Annotated in this window: 20 protein-coding genes; 1 reads left to right on the top strand and 19 read right to left on the bottom strand. The window is 63.6% G+C overall.

What is annotated here, in order from left to right:
• Positions 1 to 23: 23 nt before the first annotated feature.
• Entirely contained in the window at positions 24 to 2,579 is a 2,556-nt protein-coding gene (locus ACQKPS_RS08700) for a PepSY domain-containing protein (RefSeq protein WP_427603644.1), read from the top strand.
• 67 nt (positions 2,580 to 2,646) lie between these two features.
• Here ACQKPS_RS08700 and ACQKPS_RS08695 read toward each other — a convergent pair whose 3' ends face one another.
• From ACQKPS_RS08695 to iscR, 19 genes are all read right to left on the bottom strand, one after another.
• Positions 2,647 to 3,438, bottom strand: a complete 792-nt coding sequence (locus ACQKPS_RS08695; RefSeq protein WP_254483326.1) for an amidohydrolase — start codon at positions 3,436 to 3,438, stop codon at positions 2,647 to 2,649.
• Positions 3,426 to 4,574, bottom strand: a complete 1,149-nt coding sequence (locus ACQKPS_RS08690; RefSeq protein WP_427603642.1) for a pyridoxal phosphate-dependent aminotransferase — start codon at positions 4,572 to 4,574, stop codon at positions 3,426 to 3,428. Before ACQKPS_RS08690 ends, ACQKPS_RS08695 begins: the two co-directional genes overlap by 13 nt.
• Positions 4,575 to 4,724: 150 nt before the next feature.
• Positions 4,725 to 6,188 carry a ribosome biogenesis GTPase Der gene (der, locus tag ACQKPS_RS08685; protein WP_054887575.1) on the bottom strand — a complete coding sequence of 488 codons (1,464 nt, stop codon included), beginning with the start codon at positions 6,186 to 6,188 and terminating at the stop codon, positions 4,725 to 4,727.
• Positions 6,189 to 6,305: 117 nt separating this feature from the next.
• Positions 6,306 to 7,448, bottom strand: coding sequence for an outer membrane protein assembly factor BamB (gene bamB / locus ACQKPS_RS08680; protein ID WP_427603640.1), 1,143 nt, complete (start codon positions 7,446 to 7,448; stop codon positions 6,306 to 6,308).
• On the bottom strand, positions 7,449 to 8,087 hold the full coding sequence (locus ACQKPS_RS08675) for a tetratricopeptide repeat protein (protein WP_085673696.1): 639 nt from the start codon (positions 8,085 to 8,087) through the stop codon (positions 7,449 to 7,451).
• A gap of 39 nt (positions 8,088 to 8,126) precedes the next feature.
• Positions 8,127 to 9,416: a histidine--tRNA ligase gene (gene hisS, locus ACQKPS_RS08670; RefSeq protein WP_085673698.1), complete on the bottom strand. Its 1,290-nt coding sequence runs from the start codon at positions 9,414 to 9,416 to the stop codon at positions 8,127 to 8,129.
• Between the two features lie 24 nt (positions 9,417 to 9,440).
• Entirely contained in the window at positions 9,441 to 10,550 is a 1,110-nt protein-coding gene (gene ispG, locus ACQKPS_RS08665) for a flavodoxin-dependent (E)-4-hydroxy-3-methylbut-2-enyl-diphosphate synthase (RefSeq protein WP_027920273.1), read from the bottom strand.
• A 3-nt stretch (positions 10,551 to 10,553) separates the two neighbouring features.
• Complete coding sequence (locus ACQKPS_RS08660) at positions 10,554 to 11,579, bottom strand: RodZ domain-containing protein (RefSeq protein ID WP_427603638.1); 1,026 nt, start codon at positions 11,577 to 11,579, stop codon at positions 10,554 to 10,556.
• A complete protein-coding gene (gene pilW / locus ACQKPS_RS08655) occupies positions 11,576 to 12,337 on the bottom strand; it encodes a type IV pilus biogenesis/stability protein PilW (protein WP_427603637.1) in 762 nt (253 codons plus the stop codon). The genes ACQKPS_RS08660 and pilW overlap by 4 nt, the downstream gene beginning before the upstream one ends.
• Before the next feature lie 13 nt (positions 12,338 to 12,350).
• Complete coding sequence (gene rlmN / locus ACQKPS_RS08650; RefSeq protein ID WP_054887568.1) at positions 12,351 to 13,496, bottom strand: 23S rRNA (adenine(2503)-C(2))-methyltransferase RlmN; 1,146 nt, start codon at positions 13,494 to 13,496, stop codon at positions 12,351 to 12,353.
• Between the two features lie 28 nt (positions 13,497 to 13,524).
• Positions 13,525 to 13,950: a nucleoside-diphosphate kinase gene (gene ndk, locus ACQKPS_RS08645; RefSeq protein WP_054887567.1), complete on the bottom strand. Its 426-nt coding sequence runs from the start codon at positions 13,948 to 13,950 to the stop codon at positions 13,525 to 13,527.
• A gap of 90 nt (positions 13,951 to 14,040) precedes the next feature.
• The gene (gene iscX / locus ACQKPS_RS08640) at positions 14,041 to 14,241 is read right to left on the bottom strand and encodes a Fe-S cluster assembly protein IscX (protein ID WP_023382209.1); all 201 of its coding nucleotides are present in this window, start codon (positions 14,239 to 14,241) and stop codon (positions 14,041 to 14,043) included.
• A 10-nt stretch (positions 14,242 to 14,251) separates the two neighbouring features.
• Positions 14,252 to 14,593, bottom strand: coding sequence for an ISC system 2Fe-2S type ferredoxin (gene fdx / locus ACQKPS_RS08635; RefSeq protein ID WP_054887566.1), 342 nt, complete (start codon positions 14,591 to 14,593; stop codon positions 14,252 to 14,254).
• 3 nt (positions 14,594 to 14,596) lie between these two features.
• Complete coding sequence (gene hscA, locus ACQKPS_RS08630; protein WP_427603634.1) at positions 14,597 to 16,459, bottom strand: Fe-S protein assembly chaperone HscA; 1,863 nt, start codon at positions 16,457 to 16,459, stop codon at positions 14,597 to 14,599.
• A 42-nt stretch (positions 16,460 to 16,501) separates the two neighbouring features.
• Complete coding sequence (hscB, locus tag ACQKPS_RS08625) at positions 16,502 to 17,023, bottom strand: co-chaperone HscB (protein WP_176510063.1); 522 nt, start codon at positions 17,021 to 17,023, stop codon at positions 16,502 to 16,504.
• Positions 17,024 to 17,031: 8 nt separating this feature from the next.
• The gene (gene iscA, locus ACQKPS_RS08620; RefSeq protein WP_023630636.1) at positions 17,032 to 17,355 is read right to left on the bottom strand and encodes an iron-sulfur cluster assembly protein IscA; all 324 of its coding nucleotides are present in this window, start codon (positions 17,353 to 17,355) and stop codon (positions 17,032 to 17,034) included.
• A gap of 35 nt (positions 17,356 to 17,390) precedes the next feature.
• Positions 17,391 to 17,777, bottom strand: a complete 387-nt coding sequence (gene iscU / locus ACQKPS_RS08615) for a Fe-S cluster assembly scaffold IscU (protein ID WP_007929523.1) — start codon at positions 17,775 to 17,777, stop codon at positions 17,391 to 17,393.
• A gap of 46 nt (positions 17,778 to 17,823) precedes the next feature.
• Positions 17,824 to 19,038, bottom strand: coding sequence for an IscS subfamily cysteine desulfurase (locus tag ACQKPS_RS08610; RefSeq protein WP_027920282.1), 1,215 nt, complete (start codon positions 19,036 to 19,038; stop codon positions 17,824 to 17,826).
• Between the two features lie 46 nt (positions 19,039 to 19,084).
• Positions 19,085 to 19,576: a Fe-S cluster assembly transcriptional regulator IscR gene (gene iscR / locus ACQKPS_RS08605; RefSeq protein ID WP_008092572.1), complete on the bottom strand. Its 492-nt coding sequence runs from the start codon at positions 19,574 to 19,576 to the stop codon at positions 19,085 to 19,087.
• Between the last annotated feature and the right edge of the window lie 135 nt (positions 19,577 to 19,711).

Here is a 19,711-nt window from a genome sequence, read left to right as displayed (position 1 = left end):
GGCAGCAACACAAGGTGATGTATGTGGTGAAGAAGACGCTGTTCCAACTGCACTGGCTGTTTGGCATCACCGCCGGGCTGGTGCTGGCATTGATGGGCATTACCGGAGCGCTGTACTCGTTCCAGGAAGAGCTGTTGCGCGCCTTCAACGCCGATGTGCTCAAGGTCGAGGTACGCGCCGAGGGCGTGCTGCCGATGGGCGAACTGGTGCGCCGGGTCGAGGCCGAGCAAGGCGACAAGGTGTCGATGCTGTGGGTCGACGTGCGCGAAGGCAACGCCGCGCGGGTGTTTTTCACTCCGCCACCGGGCGAGCGCCGCGGCGCCCTGCGCTATGCCGACCCGTATACCGGCGAACTCAAGGGTGACGCGGCCGGGCAAGGCTTCTTCAACCTGATGCTGACCCTGCACCGCTTCCTCGCAATGGGCGACACTGGCCGGCAGATCACCGGGGCCTGTACCCTGATGCTGGTGTTCTTCTGCCTGTCCGGGCTGTACCTGCGCTGGCCGCGCAAGGCGCTGAACTGGCGCACCTGGCTTACCCTGGACTGGGCCAAGAAAGGCCGCGCCTTCAACTGGGACCTGCACGCCGTGGCCGGTACCTGGTGCCTGCTGTTCTACCTCCTGTTCGCGCTGACCGGGCTGTTCTGGTCCTACGAATGGTACCGCTCGGGCCTGAACAAACTGCTGGCTGACCAACCCGCTGCCGGGCAGCAACAAAAGCGTGGCGAAGGCCGTGGCCGCCATGGGCCGCCCAAGGTCGACAAGAACGCGCCGCCGCTGGTGGTCGACTACGACGCCATCTGGGCCAACCTGAAGGACGCCGCCGGCCCGGGCCTGGCCATGTACAACCTGCGCCTGCCGCCGGCCGGTGGCCAGCCGGCCAACCTGTTCTACCTGCTCGAAGGCGCCCCCCACCCGCGCGCCTTCAACACCTTGGTGCTCGACCCGGCCACTGGCCTGGTGAAAAGCCAGGACCGCTACAGCGACAAGTCCTTCAAGGCCCAGTTGCTGCAGAGCGTCTACGCCCTGCACGTTGGCGAATACTTCGGCCTGCCGGGTCGCGTCATCGTCACCCTGGTCAGCCTGACCATGCCGCTGTTCTTCGTCACCGGCTGGCTGCTGTACCTCGACCGCCGCCGCAAGAAGCGCCAGGTACGTGCCGCTCGCGGTACCGTAGACAGCAGCCAGGCCAGCGGCGACAGCTGGCTGATCGGCTTCGCCAGTCAGAGCGGCTTTGCCGAGCAACTGGCCTGGCAGAGCGCCGGGCAACTGCAGCACGCCGGCTTGCCGGTACAGGTGCGTGCCTTGGCCGATGTGGGTGAACACGACCTGCGTCAGGCCCGCCGCGCCCTGTTCGTGGTCAGCACCTTCGGTGACGGCGAAGCGCCCGACAGCGCCCGCGGCTTCGAACGCAAAGTCCTTGGCCAACCCTGGGCACTGAACCACCTCAACTATGCCTTGCTCGCCTTGGGCGACCGCCAGTATCCGCACTTCTGTGGCTTCGCCCGGCGCCTGCAGGCGTGGCTTGGCGAACGCGGCGCCAGCAGCGCATTCAGCCCGGTGGAAGTGGACAACGCCGACCGGGCCGCCTTGCAGCAGTGGCAACAGGAACTGGCGCAACTGACCGGTGCCCAGCCTGTCAGCGCCTGGCAGCCACCGAGTTTCGGCAACTGGACGCTGGTGCAACGCGCGCTGCTCAACCCTGACAGCCAAGGCCAACCGGTCTACCTGCTGGGGCTGCGCCCCGAACAACCCGCGAGCTGGGAAGCCGGTGACCTGGTGGAGATCCTGCCGCTCAATGGCCAGCCACGGATCGATGCGTTTCTCGACGGCATGGCACTGGATGCCGAGGCCATCGTGCACGTCAATGGCCTTCAGCAAACGTTGAAGCAGGCGCTGGCTGGCCGCCAGTTGCCCAGCCGTCGCGATCACCTGCTCGGTCTGCACCCACAGGCGCTGATCGATGCATTGGTACCGATCGGCAGCCGCGAGTACTCGATCGCCTCCATCGCCAGCGATGGCGTGCTGGAGCTGATCGTGCGCCAGGAGCGCCATGCCGACGGCAGCCTCGGCCTGGGTTCCGGCTGGCTGACCGAGTACTTGCCGCAGGGCGGCAGCTTGAGCCTGCGCCTGCGCCGCAACAGTGGTTTCCACCTGCCGGAAACGCCCGCACCGATGATCCTGATCGGCAACGGCACCGGCCTGGCCGGCTTGCGCAGCCTGATGCGGGCGCGGATCAATGCTGGCGAGCAACGCAACTGGCTGCTGTTCGGCGAGCGCAACCGCGCGCATGACCTGTTGTGTGGCGCAGAGCTGCAGGCCTGGCTCGACAACGGCGACCTGGCGCGGCTGGACCTGGCGTTCTCGCGGGATCAGGCAGAGAAGGTCTACGTGCAGGATGTACTGCTGCAGCACGCCGAGGAATTCAAGCGCTGGGTGGCTGACGGGGCTTGTGTGTATGTCTGCGGCAGCCTGCAAGGCATGGCTGCGGGGGTGGATGCAGCGCTCAACGGTATCCTCGGGGAAGAGGCGATACAGCAGCTGATCGAGGATGGGCGGTATCGCCGGGATGTTTACTGATTAGATATTGATGTAACCAGCACCGGCCTCTTCGCGGGTAAACCCGCGAAGAGGCCGGTACAGGCTATCAATGCAGTTCGAAGGTATCGGCATCGAGGTTGGCGGGGAACTTGGTCCGATACGCCGCTAGCTCAGCCGCGCTCAACACCGCAGTGAACACACCGTCCGCCTCCCCGGCACTGAGCAGGCTCTCACCCTGGAAGTCCAGCACCTGGCTGTCACCGGAATAGGCAAAGCCCTTGCCGTCCGTGCCCACCCGGTTCACCGCCGCCACGTAGCACAGGTTCTCGATGCCCCGCGCCGGCAGCAGGCGGTTCCAGTGCTGGCGCCGCGCTGCCGGCCAGTTGGCGGTATACAGCAGCAGGTCAGTGTCCTGGGCATCACAGCTCCACACCGGGAAGCGCAGGTCATAGCAGATAAGCGGGCGCACCCGCCAACCCTTGACCTCGAACTGCACCTGGCGCTCACCCGGCGTGTAGTGCTTGTGCTCGCCGGCCATGCGGAACAGGTGACGCTTGTCGTAATGCAGGATCTCGCCGTCCGGCCGCGCCCACAGCAAGCGGTTGCGGTGGCTGCCGTCGGCGGCCTGGATGATCACGCTGCCGGTGATCACCGCGTCGATGCGCTTGGCCTGGGCCTTGAGCCATTTGTAGGTCGGGCCGTTCTCAGGCTCGCACAGGGTTTGCGACTGCATGGAAAAACCCGTGGTGAACATCTCGGGCAGGACCACCAGGTCGCTGCCGTGGGCCTGGTCCAGCAGCACCTCGAAATGCGCATGGTTGGCCTCACGGTCATGCCAGGCCAGCGTGGTCTGGACCAAGGCGACTTTCAGGTTGGGCAGTGCACTCAGATCGCGCATAGTTTTTCCGCTGCCTGACGCAGCGTCTCCTCACGTTTGGCAAAGCACAGGCGCACCAGGCGTTGCTCGGGGATGGGTTGCTGGTAGAACACCGACACCGGGATCGTCGCCACGCCGTGCTCACGGGTGAGCCACAGGGCCATATCGACATCGTTCAGGTCCGGGCGGATCTGCGAATAGTCCACCAGCTGGAAATAGGTGCCCGCGGTGCGGGTAAAGCTGAAACGCGAGCCCTCTAGCAGGTCGCAGAACAGGTCGCGCTTGGCCTGGTAGAACGCCGGCAGCTCGTCTATGTGCTCAGGGTGCTCGGCCATGAAGTCGGCCAGTGCACATTGCAGCGGTGTCACGCCGCAGAAATTGACGTATTGATGCACCTTGCGCAGCTCGGCGCTCAAGGCCGGCGGCGCAATCACGTAGCCGGTCTTCCAACCGGTGACGTGGTAGGTCTTGCCAAACGAGCTGACGACGAACGCCCGTGGGTACAGCTGCTCATGAGCCAGTACGCTGGCATGGCGCACGCCATCGTAGACCAGGTGCTCGTAGACTTCGTCACTGACCAGGTAGATGTCGCGATCGGCGATCAGACTGGCCAGTTGGTCAAGGTCTTCGCGGCTGATCAGCGCGCCACTGGGGTTGTGCGGCGAATTGAGAATGACCATGCGCGTGCGCGGGCTCAGGGCATCGCTGAACTTCTGCCAGTCGATGCGAAAGTCGCCGTCGCTCAGTTGCACATGCACGCAGCGACCGCCCGCCAGTTCCACCGACGGCTCGTAGCTGTCGTAGCAAGGGTCGAAGACGATCACCTCGTCACCGGCGTGGATCACGGCCTGGATGGCGCAGAAAATTGCCTCGGTGGCGCCCGGGGTGATGGTCACCTCCTGATCGGCATCCACTTGCGTGCCATACAGCCGCGCGACCTTGGCCGCTACCTGCTGGCGCAGGGCCGGCAGGCCGGTCATCGGCGAATACTGGTTATGCCCCGCGGCGACATGGCGGCCGACGGCATCGAGCAGCGCCTGCGGGCCATTGAAGTCGGGGAAGCCTTGGGACAGGTTGAGCGCGCCGGTCTGCACGGCGAGCTGGGACATGGTGGTGAAGATGGTCGTGCCGACATTCGGCAGTTTGCTGCGGATCATGGAGCCCTCTTTCCTGGGGTGTATCCGGCACGGGGTGGAGTCCGAGCATAGCGGATCGAGCGGTCAGGAAAAAGGTTGAAACAATGAGGGTATTGCGCTGGATCAACGGGCCTCTTCGCGGCGGTTCGACGCGAAGAGGCAGACGCGGAATCAGCGCTTGTCGCGGCGCTTCTTCTCGGCCTTCTTGTGGTGCGACATCAGGCGGCGCTTCTTGTTGACCTGGCGATCGGTGAGGGTGTTCTTCTTGCCCTCGTAGGGGTTCTCACCGCCCTTGTACTCGATGCGGATCGGCGTACCGACCAGCTTCAGCACGCGGCGGTAGGTGTTTTCCAGGTAACGCGAGTACGACTTTGGAATCTTGTCGGTCTGGTTGCCGTGGATCACGATCAGCGGCGGGTTGGCACCACCGAGGTGGGCATAGCGCAGCTTGATGCGGCGGCCATTGACCAGCGGTGGCTGGTGCTCGCTCACGGCATCTTCGAGGATCTGCGTCAGGCGGCTGGTCGGCCAGCGGGTGACCGCTGACTTGAACGCGGCTTGTACCGACTTGTACAGGTGGCCGACGCCGGTGCCGTGCAGGGCCGAGATGAAGTGGATATCGGCGAAATCGACGAAGAACAGCCGGCGCTCCAGCTCGGTCTTCACGTAGTCGCGCTCGCCCGACTCCATGCCATCCCACTTGTTCAGGGCGATGACGATGGCGCGGCCGGCTTCCAGGGCGAAGCCCAGCAGGTTGAGATCATGGTCGACCACACCTTCGCGGGCGTCCATGACAAAGATCACCACGTTGGCGTCCTTGATCGCCTGCAGGGTCTTCACCACCGAGAACTTTTCGACTTCCTCGTGGATCTTGCCGCGCTTGCGCACGCCGGCGGTGTCGATGAAGGTGTACTTCTCGTCATCACGCTCGAACGGGATGTAGATACTGTCGCGGGTGGTGCCCGGCTGGTCGTAGACCACCACGCGCTCTTCGCCGAGCATGCGGTTGACCAGGGTCGACTTGCCCACGTTCGGGCGGCCGATGATGGCGATCTTGATGCCATCCTTCTCGCTCGGGCCTGGAATGCGGACTGCTTCCTCGCCTTCGGCGACCTCGGCGTCCAGCGCTTCCTCGACCTGGTCACGCGGGATGTGGCCGAGTACCGCCTCCATCAGCGCGTTGATGCCACGACCCTGGGAGCCGGCTACCGGAATGGCATTGCCCATGCCCAGCGGCGAGAACTCGGCGCGGGCGACGTCGGCGTCGATGTTGTCGATCTTGTTGGCGACCAGGATGGCCGACTTGTTGCGCTTGCGCAGGTGCTCGGCAATCATCTGGTCGGCGGCGGTCATGCCGGCGCGGGCGTCGACCAGGAACAGCACGTAGTCGGCTTCCTCGATGGCCATCAGCGACTGCTCGGCCATCTTCTCGTCCATGCCCACTTCGTCACCGGTGATACCGCCGGTGTCGATTAGGATGAAGGAACGACCCTGCCAGGTGGCATCACCGTACTGGCGATCACGGGTCAGGCCCGACAAGTCACCGACGATGGCATCGCGGGTCTTGGTCAGGCGGTTGAACATGGTGGATTTGCCGACGTTCGGGCGGCCCACCAGGGCGATTACGGGAACCATGCGGCTCTCCACTCTTGAATTCTTGAAAATGCAAAGGCCGCTGCAAGGCAGCGGCCGGAGTTCGGGCGGCGTTTCCTACGCCGCAGCCTGAAGCCCGCCAGGGCTTCAAGCATAGCTTCAGCGGATGGTCAGTGCCTCGAGCTTGCCACTGTTGCCGAAGACATAGATGGTGTCGCCGACCACAAGTGGGCGGGCGCGCAGGCCATCGCTGTCGATACGCTCACGGCCGACAAAGCGGCCATCGACCTGGCTCAGCAGGTGCAGGTAACCCTCGAAGTCCCCCACAGCCACATAGCTGGAGAACACTTCAGGTGCGGTCAACTGGCGGCGAGCCATGGAATCGTTGGTCCACAGCGCGCTGGAAGAACGCTCGTCGACACTTTCAACGGTACCGCTGGCTTCGCTGACATAGACGTTGCCGTACCCCTGGGCGACACCCACGTAGCTGGAGGCATCGCGCTGCCACAGCACACGGCCGCTTTCCAGGTCCAGGCCAGCAACGCGGCCCTGGTAGGTGCTGACGTACAGGGTACCACCGGACAGCAGCAGGCCGCCGTCGATATCGACCACGCGATCCAGCTCGGAACGGCCCTGCGGGATGGCCACACGGCTCTCCCAAACCGGCACGCCGTTGTTGATGTCCACCGCCACCACCTTGCCGGTGGACAGGCCGACGACGGCCAGACGGTTGGTGGCGATCGGCGCGCCGGTACCACGCAGGGTCAGTACGGCCGGTGTGTTCTCGTAGATCCAGCGGCGGTCGCCAGTAGCGGCATCCAGGCCAATCAGGCGGTCGTCCTGGGTCTGCACCACCACAACGTCGCCGTTGTTGGCAGGCGGGGCCAGCACTTCACTGGTGACACGGGAGCGCCAGCGCTCTTCACCGGTGCTGGAATCCAGGGCGATGACTTCACCCTTGAGGGTGCCGAGCATCACCAGGCCGTAGCCCACGCCGACAGCGCCGGAAACCGGCAGCTCGAGGTCCTTCTTCCACACCACGTCACCGGTGATGCGGTCGAGGGCGAAGACTTCGCCGTTGACGTCGGAGGCGTAGATGCGGTCGTTCTCGATCGCCGGAACCAGGGTATTGTAGGTTTCACCCTGGCCGTCACCGATCGAACGGCTCCACTGCTTCTTCAGCACCACTTCCTCGGTGAACTTGGTCAGCTCGGCCGGAGGCAGTTCCTTCTTGCTGTTGCTGCTGCAACCTGCGGCCAGCACGGCCAGGGTCAGCACTGCTGCTTGTTTCCAACCGATCACTTACGCGTCCCCTTTGGCCAGGTCATCCAGCTTCAGTTGCAGGCCACCGACTGCTGCTTCATCAGACAGCGCGGCCTTGGCTTTCTCGTAGGCACTGTGGGCATCGTCGCCACGACCCAACTGCACCAGCAGGTCACCTTTCAGTTCCTCGCGGCTGGCCAGGAATGCCTTGTCGGCATCACCGTCGAGCAGCTTGAGGGCTTCTTCGGCCTTGTTCTGGGCGGCAAGCACGCGAGCCAGGCGCTGGCGCGAGATTTCGCCCAGGGTGACATCGGCCGGCTTGTCCAGCACGCTTTTCAGCTCGGCAGCCGCGTCGTCGAGCTTGCCGCTTTCGACCGCGACCTTGGCCACGAACAGGCTGCCGTACTGGGCGTACGCGGTACCACCGAACTCGCTCTTGAGCTTGCCGGCCAGCTCCGCAACCTTGGTTGCGTCTGGCTGGCCATTCGGCGTCAGGCTGGTCTCAAGCAGGGCCTGATACAGCTGCGAGGCACCTTGCGACTGGTTGTTCTGGTACTTGTGCCAGGTATTCCAACCCAACACCACCACGCCAGCCAGCAGGGCACCGGTCAGCAGCGGCTTGCCGTTGCGGTTCCACCAGTCCTTGACCCCTGCCAGTTCATCATCGGTACTCGACACCCCAATACTCCTTTTCGCCTATTCGCTTGTTGAACCGCGTTACGCCTGAGCGATCGCGGTCTCCAGGTGCTCAGCCAGAGCATCCCAGGCAATGTTCTGTTGTTCGCCCTGCCCACGCAGGGGCTTCAAGCCGATTTCTTGCTTGGCCAATTCATCGTCGCCGAGGATCAGGGCGAACAGTGCGCCGCTCTTGTCGGCTTTCTTGAACTGGCTCTTGAAGCTGCCCCCGCCGGCGTTGACCGCCAGGCGCAGGCCCGGCAGGCGATCGCGCAGGCCTTCGGACAGGCGCAGGCCGGCCAGCTCCGCCTGCTCGCCGAAGGCGCACAGGTAGACGTCGATGGTGCGGTTGATCGACTCGGGGACCTTGCCAAGGGTTTCCAGCAGCAGGATCAGGCGCTCGATGCCCATGGCGAAACCAACGCCAGTGGTCGGCTTGCCGCCCATCTGCTCGACCAGGCCGTCGTAACGGCCACCGGCGCAGACGGTGCCCTGGGCGCCGAGCTTGTCGGTGACCCACTCGAACACGGTCTTGCTGTAGTAGTCCAGGCCACGGACCAGCTTGGTGTTGATCACGAACGGGATGCCAGCGGCGTCGAGGCGTGCCTTGAGGCCCTCGAAGTGCACGCGGGAATCTTCGTCCAGATAATCTTCCAGCTTCGGCGCGCCGACCAGCACTGCCTGAGTGCCCTGGTCCTTGCTGTCGAGGATGCGCAGCGGGTTGCTCTTGAGGCGACGCTGGCTGTCTTCGTCGAGCTGCTCCAGGCGCGCCGAGAGGAACTCGACCAGCGCGTCGCGGTAGCGGGCCCGGGCTTCGCTGGTGCCCAGGCTGTTGAGTTCGAGCTTGACCGCATCCTGGATGCCCAGCAGGCCCCACAGGCGCCAGGTCAGCATGATCAGTTCGGCGTCGATGTCCGGACCGTCCAGGTTGAACACTTCCACACCGATCTGGTGGAACTGCCGATAGCGGCCCTTCTGAGGACGCTCGTGACGGAACATCTGGCCGATGTACCAGAGCTTCTGCACCTGGCCGTTGCCGGTGATGCCATGCTCCAGCACAGCCCGCACGCAGGCGGCGGTGCCTTCAGGGCGCAGGGTGAGCGAATCGCCGTTGCGGTCCTCGAAGGTGTACATCTCTTTTTCGACGATGTCGGTGACTTCACCAATGGAGCGCTTGAACAGCTCGGTGAACTCGACGATCGGTGTGCGGATCTGGCTGTACCCATAGGTGTCCAGCAGGCCGGCGACGGTGCCTTCGAAGTAGCGCCAGAGTGGCGACTGCTCTGGCAGGATGTCGTTCATGCCACGGATGGCTTGCAGCGATTTGCTCACGAAAAGTCCTTACGAATCTGTGTGTCAGCTGCGGGCGATCAGCGCCGCGTCAGCCTCGACCTTTTCGGCCGCTTTCTGGCGGATGAGCTTTTCCAGCTCATCGACCAGGTTGTCATTGGTCAGCTTCTGCGCCGGCTTGCCGTCGATGTAGACCAGGTTCGGCGTACCACCTGTCAACCCCACGTGCGACTCCTTGGCTTCGCCAGGGCCGTTGACCACGCAACCGATCACCGCCACGTCCAGCGGCACGAGCAAGTCTTCCAGGCGCCCTTCGAGCTCGTTCATGGTCTTGACCACGTCGAAGTTCTGCCGCGAGCAGCTCGGGCAGGCGATGAAGTTGATGCCCCGCGAACGAAGGTGCAGCGACTTGAGGATGTCGTAGCCGACCTTCACTTCCTCGACCGGGTCGGCCGCCAGCGAGATACGGATGGTATCGCCAATGCCTTCGGCCAGCAGCATACCGAGGCCGACGGCAGATTTCACTGTCCCCGAGCGCAGGCCACCGGCTTCGGTGATCCCCAGGTGCAGCGGCTGGATGATCTGCTTGGCCAACAGACGATAGGCTTCGACGGCCATGAACACGTCGGAGGCCTTGACGCTGACCTTGAAATCCTGGAAATCCAGACGATCGAGGTGCTCGACGTGACGCAGGGCCGACTCGACCAGCGCGGCTGGGGTCGGCTCGCCGTACTTCTTCTGCAGGTCCTTTTCCAACGAACCGGCGTTGACGCCAATGCGGATCGGGATACCCCGGTCGCGAGCAGCGTCGACCACCGCGCGCACGCGGTCTTCACGGCCGATGTTGCCCGGGTTGATGCGCAGGCAATCGACGCCAAGCTCGGCCACGCGCAGGGCGATCTTGTAGTCGAAATGGATATCGGCAACCAGCGGCACACTGACCAGCTGTTTGATCTTGCCGAAGGCCTCGGCGGCGTCCATGTCGGGGACCGAGACGCGGACGATGTCGACGCCGGCATCGACCAGGCGCTGGATCTGCGCCACGGTGGCCATCACATCGTTGGTGTCGGTGTTGGTCATGCTCTGCACCGCGATGGGGGCATCACCACCCACCGGCACATTGCCGACCCAGATTTTGCGGGATTCGCGACGTTTGATCGGAGATTCGCCGTGCATGACTTACTGTCCCAACTTCAGGCGAGCGGTCTCGCCACTGGTGAATGGGGCCACATCGACGGCCTGGCCGTTGTAGCTGACCTGGGCGCCACGGGCAAAGCCCAGGCGGACCGCGAACGGCGGCTTGCCGGTCAGCTCGAGGTTATCCCCCTTGCGCTTGATCGCGCTGAACAGCACCTTGCCGTTGCCATCGGACACCTGGGTCCAGCAATCGGCGGTGAACTGGATTGCTACCTTGGCGCTGCCGGCGGCCACGGCCGCTGCGGGCTCAGCGGCGGTGGCCGGCACGCTGGCGACCGGGGCGGCCGGCGTTAACGGAGCCACAGGCGCCGCAGGGGCCGGGGTGGACGCGACAGCATGGGCCGGTGCCTGCTGCACCTGAGCAGGCGCAGGAGCTGGTGCTGGCGTTGTCGCGGCTGGGGCGGCCTCACTGGTGGCTTCGTCGGCCCCCTCGGCGGGTGCCTGTTCCAGCGCCAGCGGTGCGCTTTCCGGCTGCTGGACCGCAGTCACTGCCTGGTCTTCAGGTTCGTCCAGCGGGTGAATCTGGGTGGTGCCGTCGGCACTTTCGACTTCCACGTGCTCCAGCGCAATCTTGGCCAGGTCCTTGCCTTTCAAGCTGCCCTGATCCTGCCACCAGATGAAGCTGCCGCCGACCACTGCAACCAGCAGCAGCAAGGTGACGCCGCGCATGATGTTGTGCGACAGCCGCACTGGCTCTTCGATACGGCCCAGGGAGTGCACTTCACTGCCCTTGGCATGGGTACCGGTGTATTGGTCGAAGGCCTCGACCAGCGGCGCCTGGTCCAGGTCCATCAATTTGGCGTAGGCGCGAATGTAACCACGCGCAAACGTATGCCCTGGCAGCTTGTCGAAGGCGCCGGTTTCCACGTGGTTCAGCGAACTTACGGTGAGGTTGAGCTTGCGGGCCACCTCGGCTTGCGACCACTCCCGTTTCTCGCGGGCCTGGCGCAACAGCTCACCGGGGTTCTGGCCAGTCGCTGCTGCTACTTCGGGATGCGCGGCTTTCATCGTTGCTCCGACAGGTATTGCTGATATTCCGGCGTACCGGGATAAAGTCGTTGTAATTGCTGGCCCAGATCGGCCAGGGTGCCCTGCTCGCCAAATACCCGGGCAAGGCGGCTGCCCAGCAAGAGGCTACGGGCGTTGTGATCGCTCAATTGGCTGAAACGATCGTAGTAATCCCGGGCCGGCACATAATGCCTGTTTTCGAAGGACAACTCAGCCATTTCCAGCAACGCTCTGGGCTGGCGTCGGTTGAGTTGCAGGGCCTTGGTCAGATACGCCTGTGCCTGGTCGCGATCGTCGAGCTCCAGGGCCGTCAGACCAAGGTTCTCGTACACCCGCGAACGCTCAGGATACAGGGTATCGGCACTGGCCAGGCGAAACATATGCTCGGCTTCGGTGAAACGTTGCTGAGCATATAGGAAACTGCCGTAGTTGTTGCGAATTCGCGTATCGCCCGGGCGGGCTGCAAGCGCTTTTTCAAAGTGCACCTGGGCAAGCGCTGGCTCGCCTTCTGCCTGGAACACCAGGGCCATGGCGGCGTGAGCGTCGGCATCCGCAGCATCCAGCGCCAGGGCCTTGGCCAAGGGGGCCTTGGCCTGCTGGGTCAAACCTTGTTGCAAATAACCCAGGCCAAGCTGCGTGTAGGCACGCCCTGCGTCTGCCCGCCCCTGGCGGTTGGCCAGGGGATCGCTCGCGCCGCCCGACACGCAGCCGGCGAGCAGCAAAAGCGCAAGGATCGACAGCGCGGCGCGCAGGCTCATGGCAAGGCCGGACTCAGTGACGCACGGCGCTGTCTTGCAGCTCGGCGTCAGCGGACAGCTGGCGGACGGCGATGTAGCGCTCGCTGCGGCGGGTGCGGTCGTTGACCTGGCCGACCAGCTGACCACAGGCGGCGTCGATATCGTCGCCACGGGTGGTACGGGTGGTAACGTTGAAACCACCGTGGTGCAGCAGGTCCTGGAAGCGGCGGATGGCGTTGTTGCTCGGCCGCTCGTAACCCGAATGCGGGAACGGGTTGAATGGGATCAGGTTGATCTTGCACGGTACGTCGCGCAGCAGCTCGATCATCTGCGCAGCATGCTCGGGCTGGTCGTTGACGTCCTTGAGCAGGGTGTACTCGATGGTCAGCACGCGCTTGCCGCCCAGGGTCGACATGTAGCCCATGCACGACTCCAGCAGCATCTTCAGCGGGTACTTCTTGTTGATCGGCACCAGCTGGTTGCGCAGCTCGTCGTTCGGCGCATGCAGCGACAGCGCCAGGGACACGTCGATGTGCTTGGCCAGTTCGTCGATCATCGGCACTACGCCCGAGGTGGACAGGGTGACGCGACGCTTGGAAATGCCATAGCCCAGGTCATCCATCATGATGTGCATGGCGGCGATGACGTTGTCGAAGTTCAGCAAGGGCTCGCCCATGCCCATCATGACCACGTTGGTAATCGCGCGGTCGATCTTGGCCGGGACGGTCCCGAAGGATTTGTTCGCAAGCCACACCTGGCCGATCACTTCGGCGGCGGTGAGGTTGCTGTTGAAGCCTTGCTTGCCGGTGGAGCAGAAACTGCAGTCCAGGGCGCAGCCGGCTTGCGACGAGACGCAGAGGGTACCGCGGTCGTCGGTGGGGATGTAGACGGTTTCGACGCAGCTGCCGGAGGCAACGCGGATCACCCACTTACGGGTGCCGTCGGCGGAAATGTCTTCACTGACCACTTCCGGGGGGCGAATCTCGGCAACGGCCTCGAGCTTTTCGCGCAAGACCTTGCCTACGTTGGTCATGGCCGCAAAGTCGGACACGCCAAAATGGTGAATCCATTTCATCACCTGGCCGGCACGGAAGCGCTTCTCCCCTATCGAGTCGAAGAACTTTTCCATTTCCGGCTGGGTCAGCCCCAACAGGTTGATTTTGCCAGTAGATGTCGTCATGGATTCACCCTCACCCGTAAGCTTTCGCTTAGCGAGTGGTTACCTCGGTAGCAGCGAAGAAGTAAGCGATTTCGCGAGCAGCAGCAGCTTCGGAGTCCGAACCGTGAACGGCGTTGGCGTCGATCGATTCGGCGAAGTCAGCACGGATGGTGCCTGGAGCAGCTTCTTTCGGGTTGGTAGCGCCCATCAGCTCACGGTTCAGAGCGATGGCGTTTTCGCCTTCCAGAACCTGAACAACGACCGGACCGGAAGTCATGAAGGCAACCAGGTCAGCGAAGAAGCCGCGCTCTTTGTGCTCGGCGTAGAAGCCTTCGGCTTCAGCTTTGGACAGTTGCTTGATTTTCGAGGCAACGATTTTCAGGCCGGCTTCTTCGAAGCGGGTAGTGATCTTGCCGATGACGTTCTTGGCAACGGCGTCAGGCTTGATGATCGAGAAAGTACGTTGAACAGCCATGGAAAACTCCAGAATATTGAGTGTTACGAAAAATTAAACCCGCGAATTATACGCGGGTTCCAGGGGATTGCCTAACCTGCAGCGTCACGCTTAGTCGGCTTCTTCGATCCAGGCCGCCTGGATGGCCTCGAGCACTTTCTCACCGCCACGTGACGGATCGTCGCTGAACTCTGGCAGGGCCAGCACCCAACGGTGCAGATCGACGAAATTCACATATCTAGGATCGACGTCCGGCTTGCTTTCCGCAAGCTGGATGGCGATCTCAAGTACATCAATCCATTTCAGGCTCATCGGGCAAACCTCAGTGCGGCGCTTCGGCAGCGTGGTTGAGCGAATACTTAGGAATTTCGATGGTGAGGTCATCCTCACCGACGATCACCTGGCAGGCCAGGCGCGACTGCGCCTCCAGGCCCCAGGCCTTGTCCAGCATATCCTCTTCCAGCTCGTCGGCTTCCTCGAGCGAGTCGAAGCCTTCGCGCACGATGCAGTGGCAGGTGGTGCAGGCGCACACACCGCCGCACGCGCTTTCCATCTCGATGTGGTGCTCGTGGGCCAGCTCCAGGATGTTGGTGCCTGGCTCCACCTCGACCACCAGCCCGTCCGGGCAGAACTTCTCGTGCGGCAGGAAAATCACCTGGGGCATCGGTTACTCCTCGATCTCATTCAGGTTGCGCCCGGCCAGTGCGGCTTTGACCGTCGAATCAAGGCGGCGGGCGGCAAAGGCATCGGTCACCTGCGACAGACGCTTGGTCTGCTGCTCGATGGCTGCGCCATCGGTGCCGCTGAGCAAATCACGCAATTCTTGCATCTGATACTCGATGGCGACCCGCTCGTCTTCGCTGAGCAGGCGCTCACCGTCGGCATCCAGGGCGCCCTGCACCGCTTCGAGCAAGCGTTCGCCGTCAACCTGGTGCTCACGCAGCTGGCGCGCCTGCTTGTCGGAACCGGCGTGCTCGAAGGAGTCCTTGAGCATGCGGGCGATCTCGCCGTCGGTCAGGCCGTAGGACGGCTTGACCTGAATGCTGGCCTCCACGCCCGAACCCAGTTCACGGGCGGCAACGCTGAGCAGGCCGTCGGCGTCGACCTGGAAGGTCACGCGAATCTTGGCGGCGCCAGCCACCATGGCCGGAATGCCGCGCAACTCGAAGCGCGCCAGGGAGCGGCAGTCGCTGATCAGCTCGCGCTCGCCCTGCAGGACATGGATCATCATGGCCGACTGGCCATCTTTGTAGGTGGTGAATTCCTGGGCACGGGCCACCGGAATGGTGGTGTTGCGCGGGATCACCTTCTCCATCAGCCCACCCATGGTCTCGAGCCCCAGGGACAGCGGGATGACATCGAGCAGCAGCAGTTCGCCACCTTCGCGGCGGTTGCCGGCCAAGGTATCAGCCTGGATGGCGGCGCCAATGGCCACTACCTGGTCGGGGTCGATCGAGGTCAGCGGGGTGCGACCAAACAGCGCGCCCACGGCTTCCCGAACACGCGGCACGCGGGTCGAACCACCGACCATCACCACTGCGCCCACCTCTTCCAGCTCGACGCCACTGTCGCGCACGGCGCGGCGGCAGGCCTTAAGGCTGCGGGCAACCAGGGGCTCGATCATCGCCTCGAAGGCGGCGCGGCTCAGCTCGCCCGCCCAGGCGCCATGGCTGACGCGGACGGAGTCGGCATCGGTCAAGGCTTCCTTGGCAGCGCAGGCGGCCTGCAGCAGCTGACGCTGGGTGGCCGGATCGAGATCGGCGGACAGGCCGGCCTGCTCGATGATCCAGCCAGCAATAGCGTGGTCGAAATCGTCGCCACCCAGCGCGGTATCGCCACCGGTGGCCAGCACTTCGAACACGCCGGCAGTCAGGCGCAGGATGGAAATATCGAAGGTGCCGCCACCCAGGTCATAGATGGCCACCAGGCCTTCGGCGTTCTGGTCCAGGCCATAGGCCACGGCCGCGGCGGTCGGCTCGTTGAGCAGGCGCAGCACGCTCAGGCCGGCCAGGCGCGCGGCATCCTTGGTAGCCTGGCGCTGGGCGTCGTCGAAATAGGCCGGCACGGTGATCACCGCGCCCACCAGCTCGCCACCCAGGGTGGCTTCGGCACGCTCGCGCAGCACTTTGAGGATGTCGGCGGACACTTCCACCGGGCTTTTCGGCCCCTGGATGGTGTCGATGAACGGCATGTGCGACTCGCCGCCGATGAAGCGGTACGGCAGCTGTTCGCCGAGCTGCTTGACGTCAGCCAGGCCACGCCCCATCAGGCGCTTGACCGACAGCACGGTGTTCAGCGGGTCGCTGGAAGCGGCTTCGCGCGCAGCCAGGCCGACTTCGCTGTGGTCGGCCAGGTAACGCACTGCCGACGGCAGAATGACGTTGCCCTGCGCATCAGGCAGGGGCTCGCTGCGACCGCTGCGCACGGCAGCGACCAGAGAATTGGTGGTACCCAGGTCGATCCCCACCGCCAGGCGGCGCTGGTGTGGCTGGGGGCTTTGACCGGGTTCGGCGATCTGCAGTAGGGCCATGCTTATCTGAATACCTTAGGCGTCATCACGGGCGACACCGGGTTAATCGTCGAGGCGCTCTTCCAGTTGGCGCACTTCTTGGGCGAGCTTGTCGAGGAACTGCATGCGGCGCATCAGGCGCTCGGCCTTGTCGCGCTCGGCAGGCACATCCCAGCAGGCGGCGAAATCCTCGTTAAGCGTGTCCTGGGCTACCTTCAGGCGCTTCTTGAACACGGCCACGCCGTCGAGGTCGGCTTCGTCCTGCAGCTCTTCGAGCTCTTCACGCCATTGCATCTGCTGCATCAGGAAATCAGGGTCATGGACCGTGACTTCCTGGGGCACTTCGTGGCCACCGATAGCCAGCAGGTAGCGGGCACGGCGCGGCGCACTGCGCAGGGTCTGGTAGGCGTCGTTGAGCGCAGCCGATTTTTCCAGCGCTACCCGCTGTTCGCGTTCGGAGGCGTCGGCGAAGCGGTCCGGATGGACCTCGCGGGCCAGCTCGCGGTAGCGAGTGGCCAGTTTGTCGAGGTCCAGGCGGAAGCAGGGCTGGAGGTCAAACAGAGCGAAATGACAAGGAGTACCCACGGCCAGCCTCAGACGTTGAAGCTTTCGCCGCAGCCACACTCACCGCGCACGTTGGGGTTGTTGAACTTGAAGCCTTCGTTCAACCCTTCCTTGACGAAGTCCAGCTCGGTGCCATCGAGGTAGACCAGGCTCTTGGGATCGATGATCACCTTGACGCCATGGTTCTCGAACACCTGGTCCTCTGCGGCCAGCTCGTCGACGAACTCCAGCACGTAGGCCAGGCCCGAGCAGCCGGTGGTGCGCACGCCCAGGCGAATGCCTTCACCCTTGCCGCGCCCGTCGAGGGAGCGGCGAATGTGGTTGGCGGCGGCTTCTGTCATGCTGATAGCCATCGGAACTCCTTGAGTCTTACCTTGCAACGGGCGGCTTAGATCAAGCCTTTCTTCTGCTTGTAGTCGCGAACGGCTGCCTTGATGGCATCTTCGGCGAGTACCGAGCAGTGGATCTTCACCGGCGGCAACGCCAGTTCTTCCGCCAGCTGGGTGTTCTTGATGGTTTCGGCTTCGTCCAGGGTCTTGCCCTTCATCCACTCGGTGGCGAGGGAGCTGGAAGCGATGGCCGAACCGCAACCGTAAGTCTTGAACTTGGCGTCTTCGATGATGCCTTGCTCATTGACCTTGATCTGCAGACGCATCACGTCACCGCACGCAGGGGCGCCGACCATGCCGGTGCCGACATCCGGGTCCTCGGCGTTCATCTTGCCGACGTTGCGTGGGTTTTCGTAGTGGTCGATGACCTTTTCACTGTATGCCATGGTGCAATTCCTTCCTCATCAGGGAGCCGCTCTTGCCGGCGACTGCTTAGTGGGCGGCCCACTCGATCTTGGAGATGTCAACGCCGTCTTTGTACATGTCCCACAGCGGCGACAATTCACGCAGTTTGTTGACGGCCATGCAGACTTGCTGCGCGGCGTAGTCGACTTCTTCTTCGGTGGTGAAGCGGCCGAAGGAGAAGCGGATCGAGCTGTGCGCCAGCTCGTCGTTGCGGCCCAGAGCGCGCAGTACATACGACGGCTCGAGCGAAGCGGAGGTACAGGCCGAACCGGACGATACGGCGATGTCCTTCAGCGACATCAGCAGCGACTCGCCTTCGACGTAGTTGAAGCTCAGGTTCAGGTTGTGCGGCACGCGGGCAGTCTTGCTGCCGTTGACGTACAGCTCTTCGAGGTCCGAGACCTGCTTGAAGAAGCGGTCGCTCAGGGCCTTGATGCGCACGTTCTCGGCGGCCATTTCCTGCTTGGCGATGGCGAAGGCCTCGCCCATGCCGACGATCTGGTGGGTCGGCAGGGTACCCGAACGCATGCCGCGCTCATGGCCACCGCCGTGGATGATGGCTTCCAGACGCACGCGCGGCTTGCGGCTGACGTACAGCGCGCCGATGCCTTTAGGGCCGTAGACCTTGTGCGCCGAGAACGACATCAGGTCGACCTTCAGCTTCTGCAGGTCGATTTCCACCTTGCCGGCGGACTGGGCGGCGTCGACATGGAACAGCACGCCGCGTGAACGGGTCAGCTCACCGATGGCGGCGATGTCGTTGATCGAGCCGACTTCGTTGTTCACATGCATCAGCGAGACCAGGATGGTGTCGTCGCGCAGGGCGGCTTCGACCATGGCCGGGGTGACGATGCCGTCTTCGCCCGGTTCCAGGTAGGTGACTTCGAAACCTTCACGCTCGAGCTGGCGAGCGGTATCCAGGACCGCCTTGTGCTCGATCTTGGAGGTGATGATGTGCTTGCCCTTGGTCTGATAGAAGTGCGCCACGCCTTTCAGGGCGAGGTTGTCGGACTCGGTGGCACCGCTGGTCCAGACGATTTCGCGCGGGTCGGCGTTGATCAGCTCGGCAACCTGGCGGCGGCCGTTCTCGACCGCTTCCTCGGCCTTCCAGCCGAACACGTGGGAACGCGAGGCCGGGTTACCGAAGTTGCCGTCGACCAGCAGGCAGTCGGCCATCTTCTGGGCGACACGTGGGTCGACCGGCGTGGTAGCGGAGTAATCGAGGTAGATCGGCAACTTCATGGGTATCTCCTATCAGGCGGTGGCGTCGCTCGTCACTGTTAAGCGGTCAGTCGACGGCGGACGTCTCAATCTTGTCCAGCTGGGCGGTACGGCCTGCGACACGCCGCAGGTCCTGGCGCTGGGCGACTTCCTGCACCTCACGGCGCATGACAAGGTCAGCCAGGCTGATGCCACTGAGGAATTCGTGAATCTGCTGGCTGAGGTCGCACCACAGGTGGTGGGTCAGGCAGGTGTCACCGGCATGGCAATCCCCGAGGCCCTGGCAACGGGTGGCATCGACCGACTCGTTGACCGCGTCGATGACCTGGGCCACCTGGATGGTTTCCATGCCGCGCGACAGTTGGTAGCCACCGCCCGGACCGCGCACACTGGAAACCAGGCTGCTGCGGCGCAGCTTGGCGAACAGCTGTTCCAGATAAGAGAGGGAAATGCCCTGGCGCTCGGAAATGTCGGCCAAAGACACCGGCCCATGCTGCGCGTGCAATGCCAGGTCGAGCATGGCAGTGACGGCGTATCGGCCTTTGGTAGTCAGTCGCATGGCTAATGGGTACCACGGGAGTTACGGGATGTGTGCGAGTATGCGATTCCCGAGCATTTAAGTCAACTATTAGACCTACTGCTTTAGTCGGGTTTGCATCAGGGAGGCGGGCGCGAGTGTAGCAGCAATGGGGCG

The sequence above is a fragment of the Pseudomonas sp. NPDC086566 genome, from assembly GCF_050280885.1.
GTDB lineage: Bacteria > Pseudomonadota > Gammaproteobacteria > Pseudomonadales > Pseudomonadaceae > Aquipseudomonas > Aquipseudomonas vlassakiae.
This window is presented reverse-complemented; position numbering and strand designations above follow the sequence as displayed.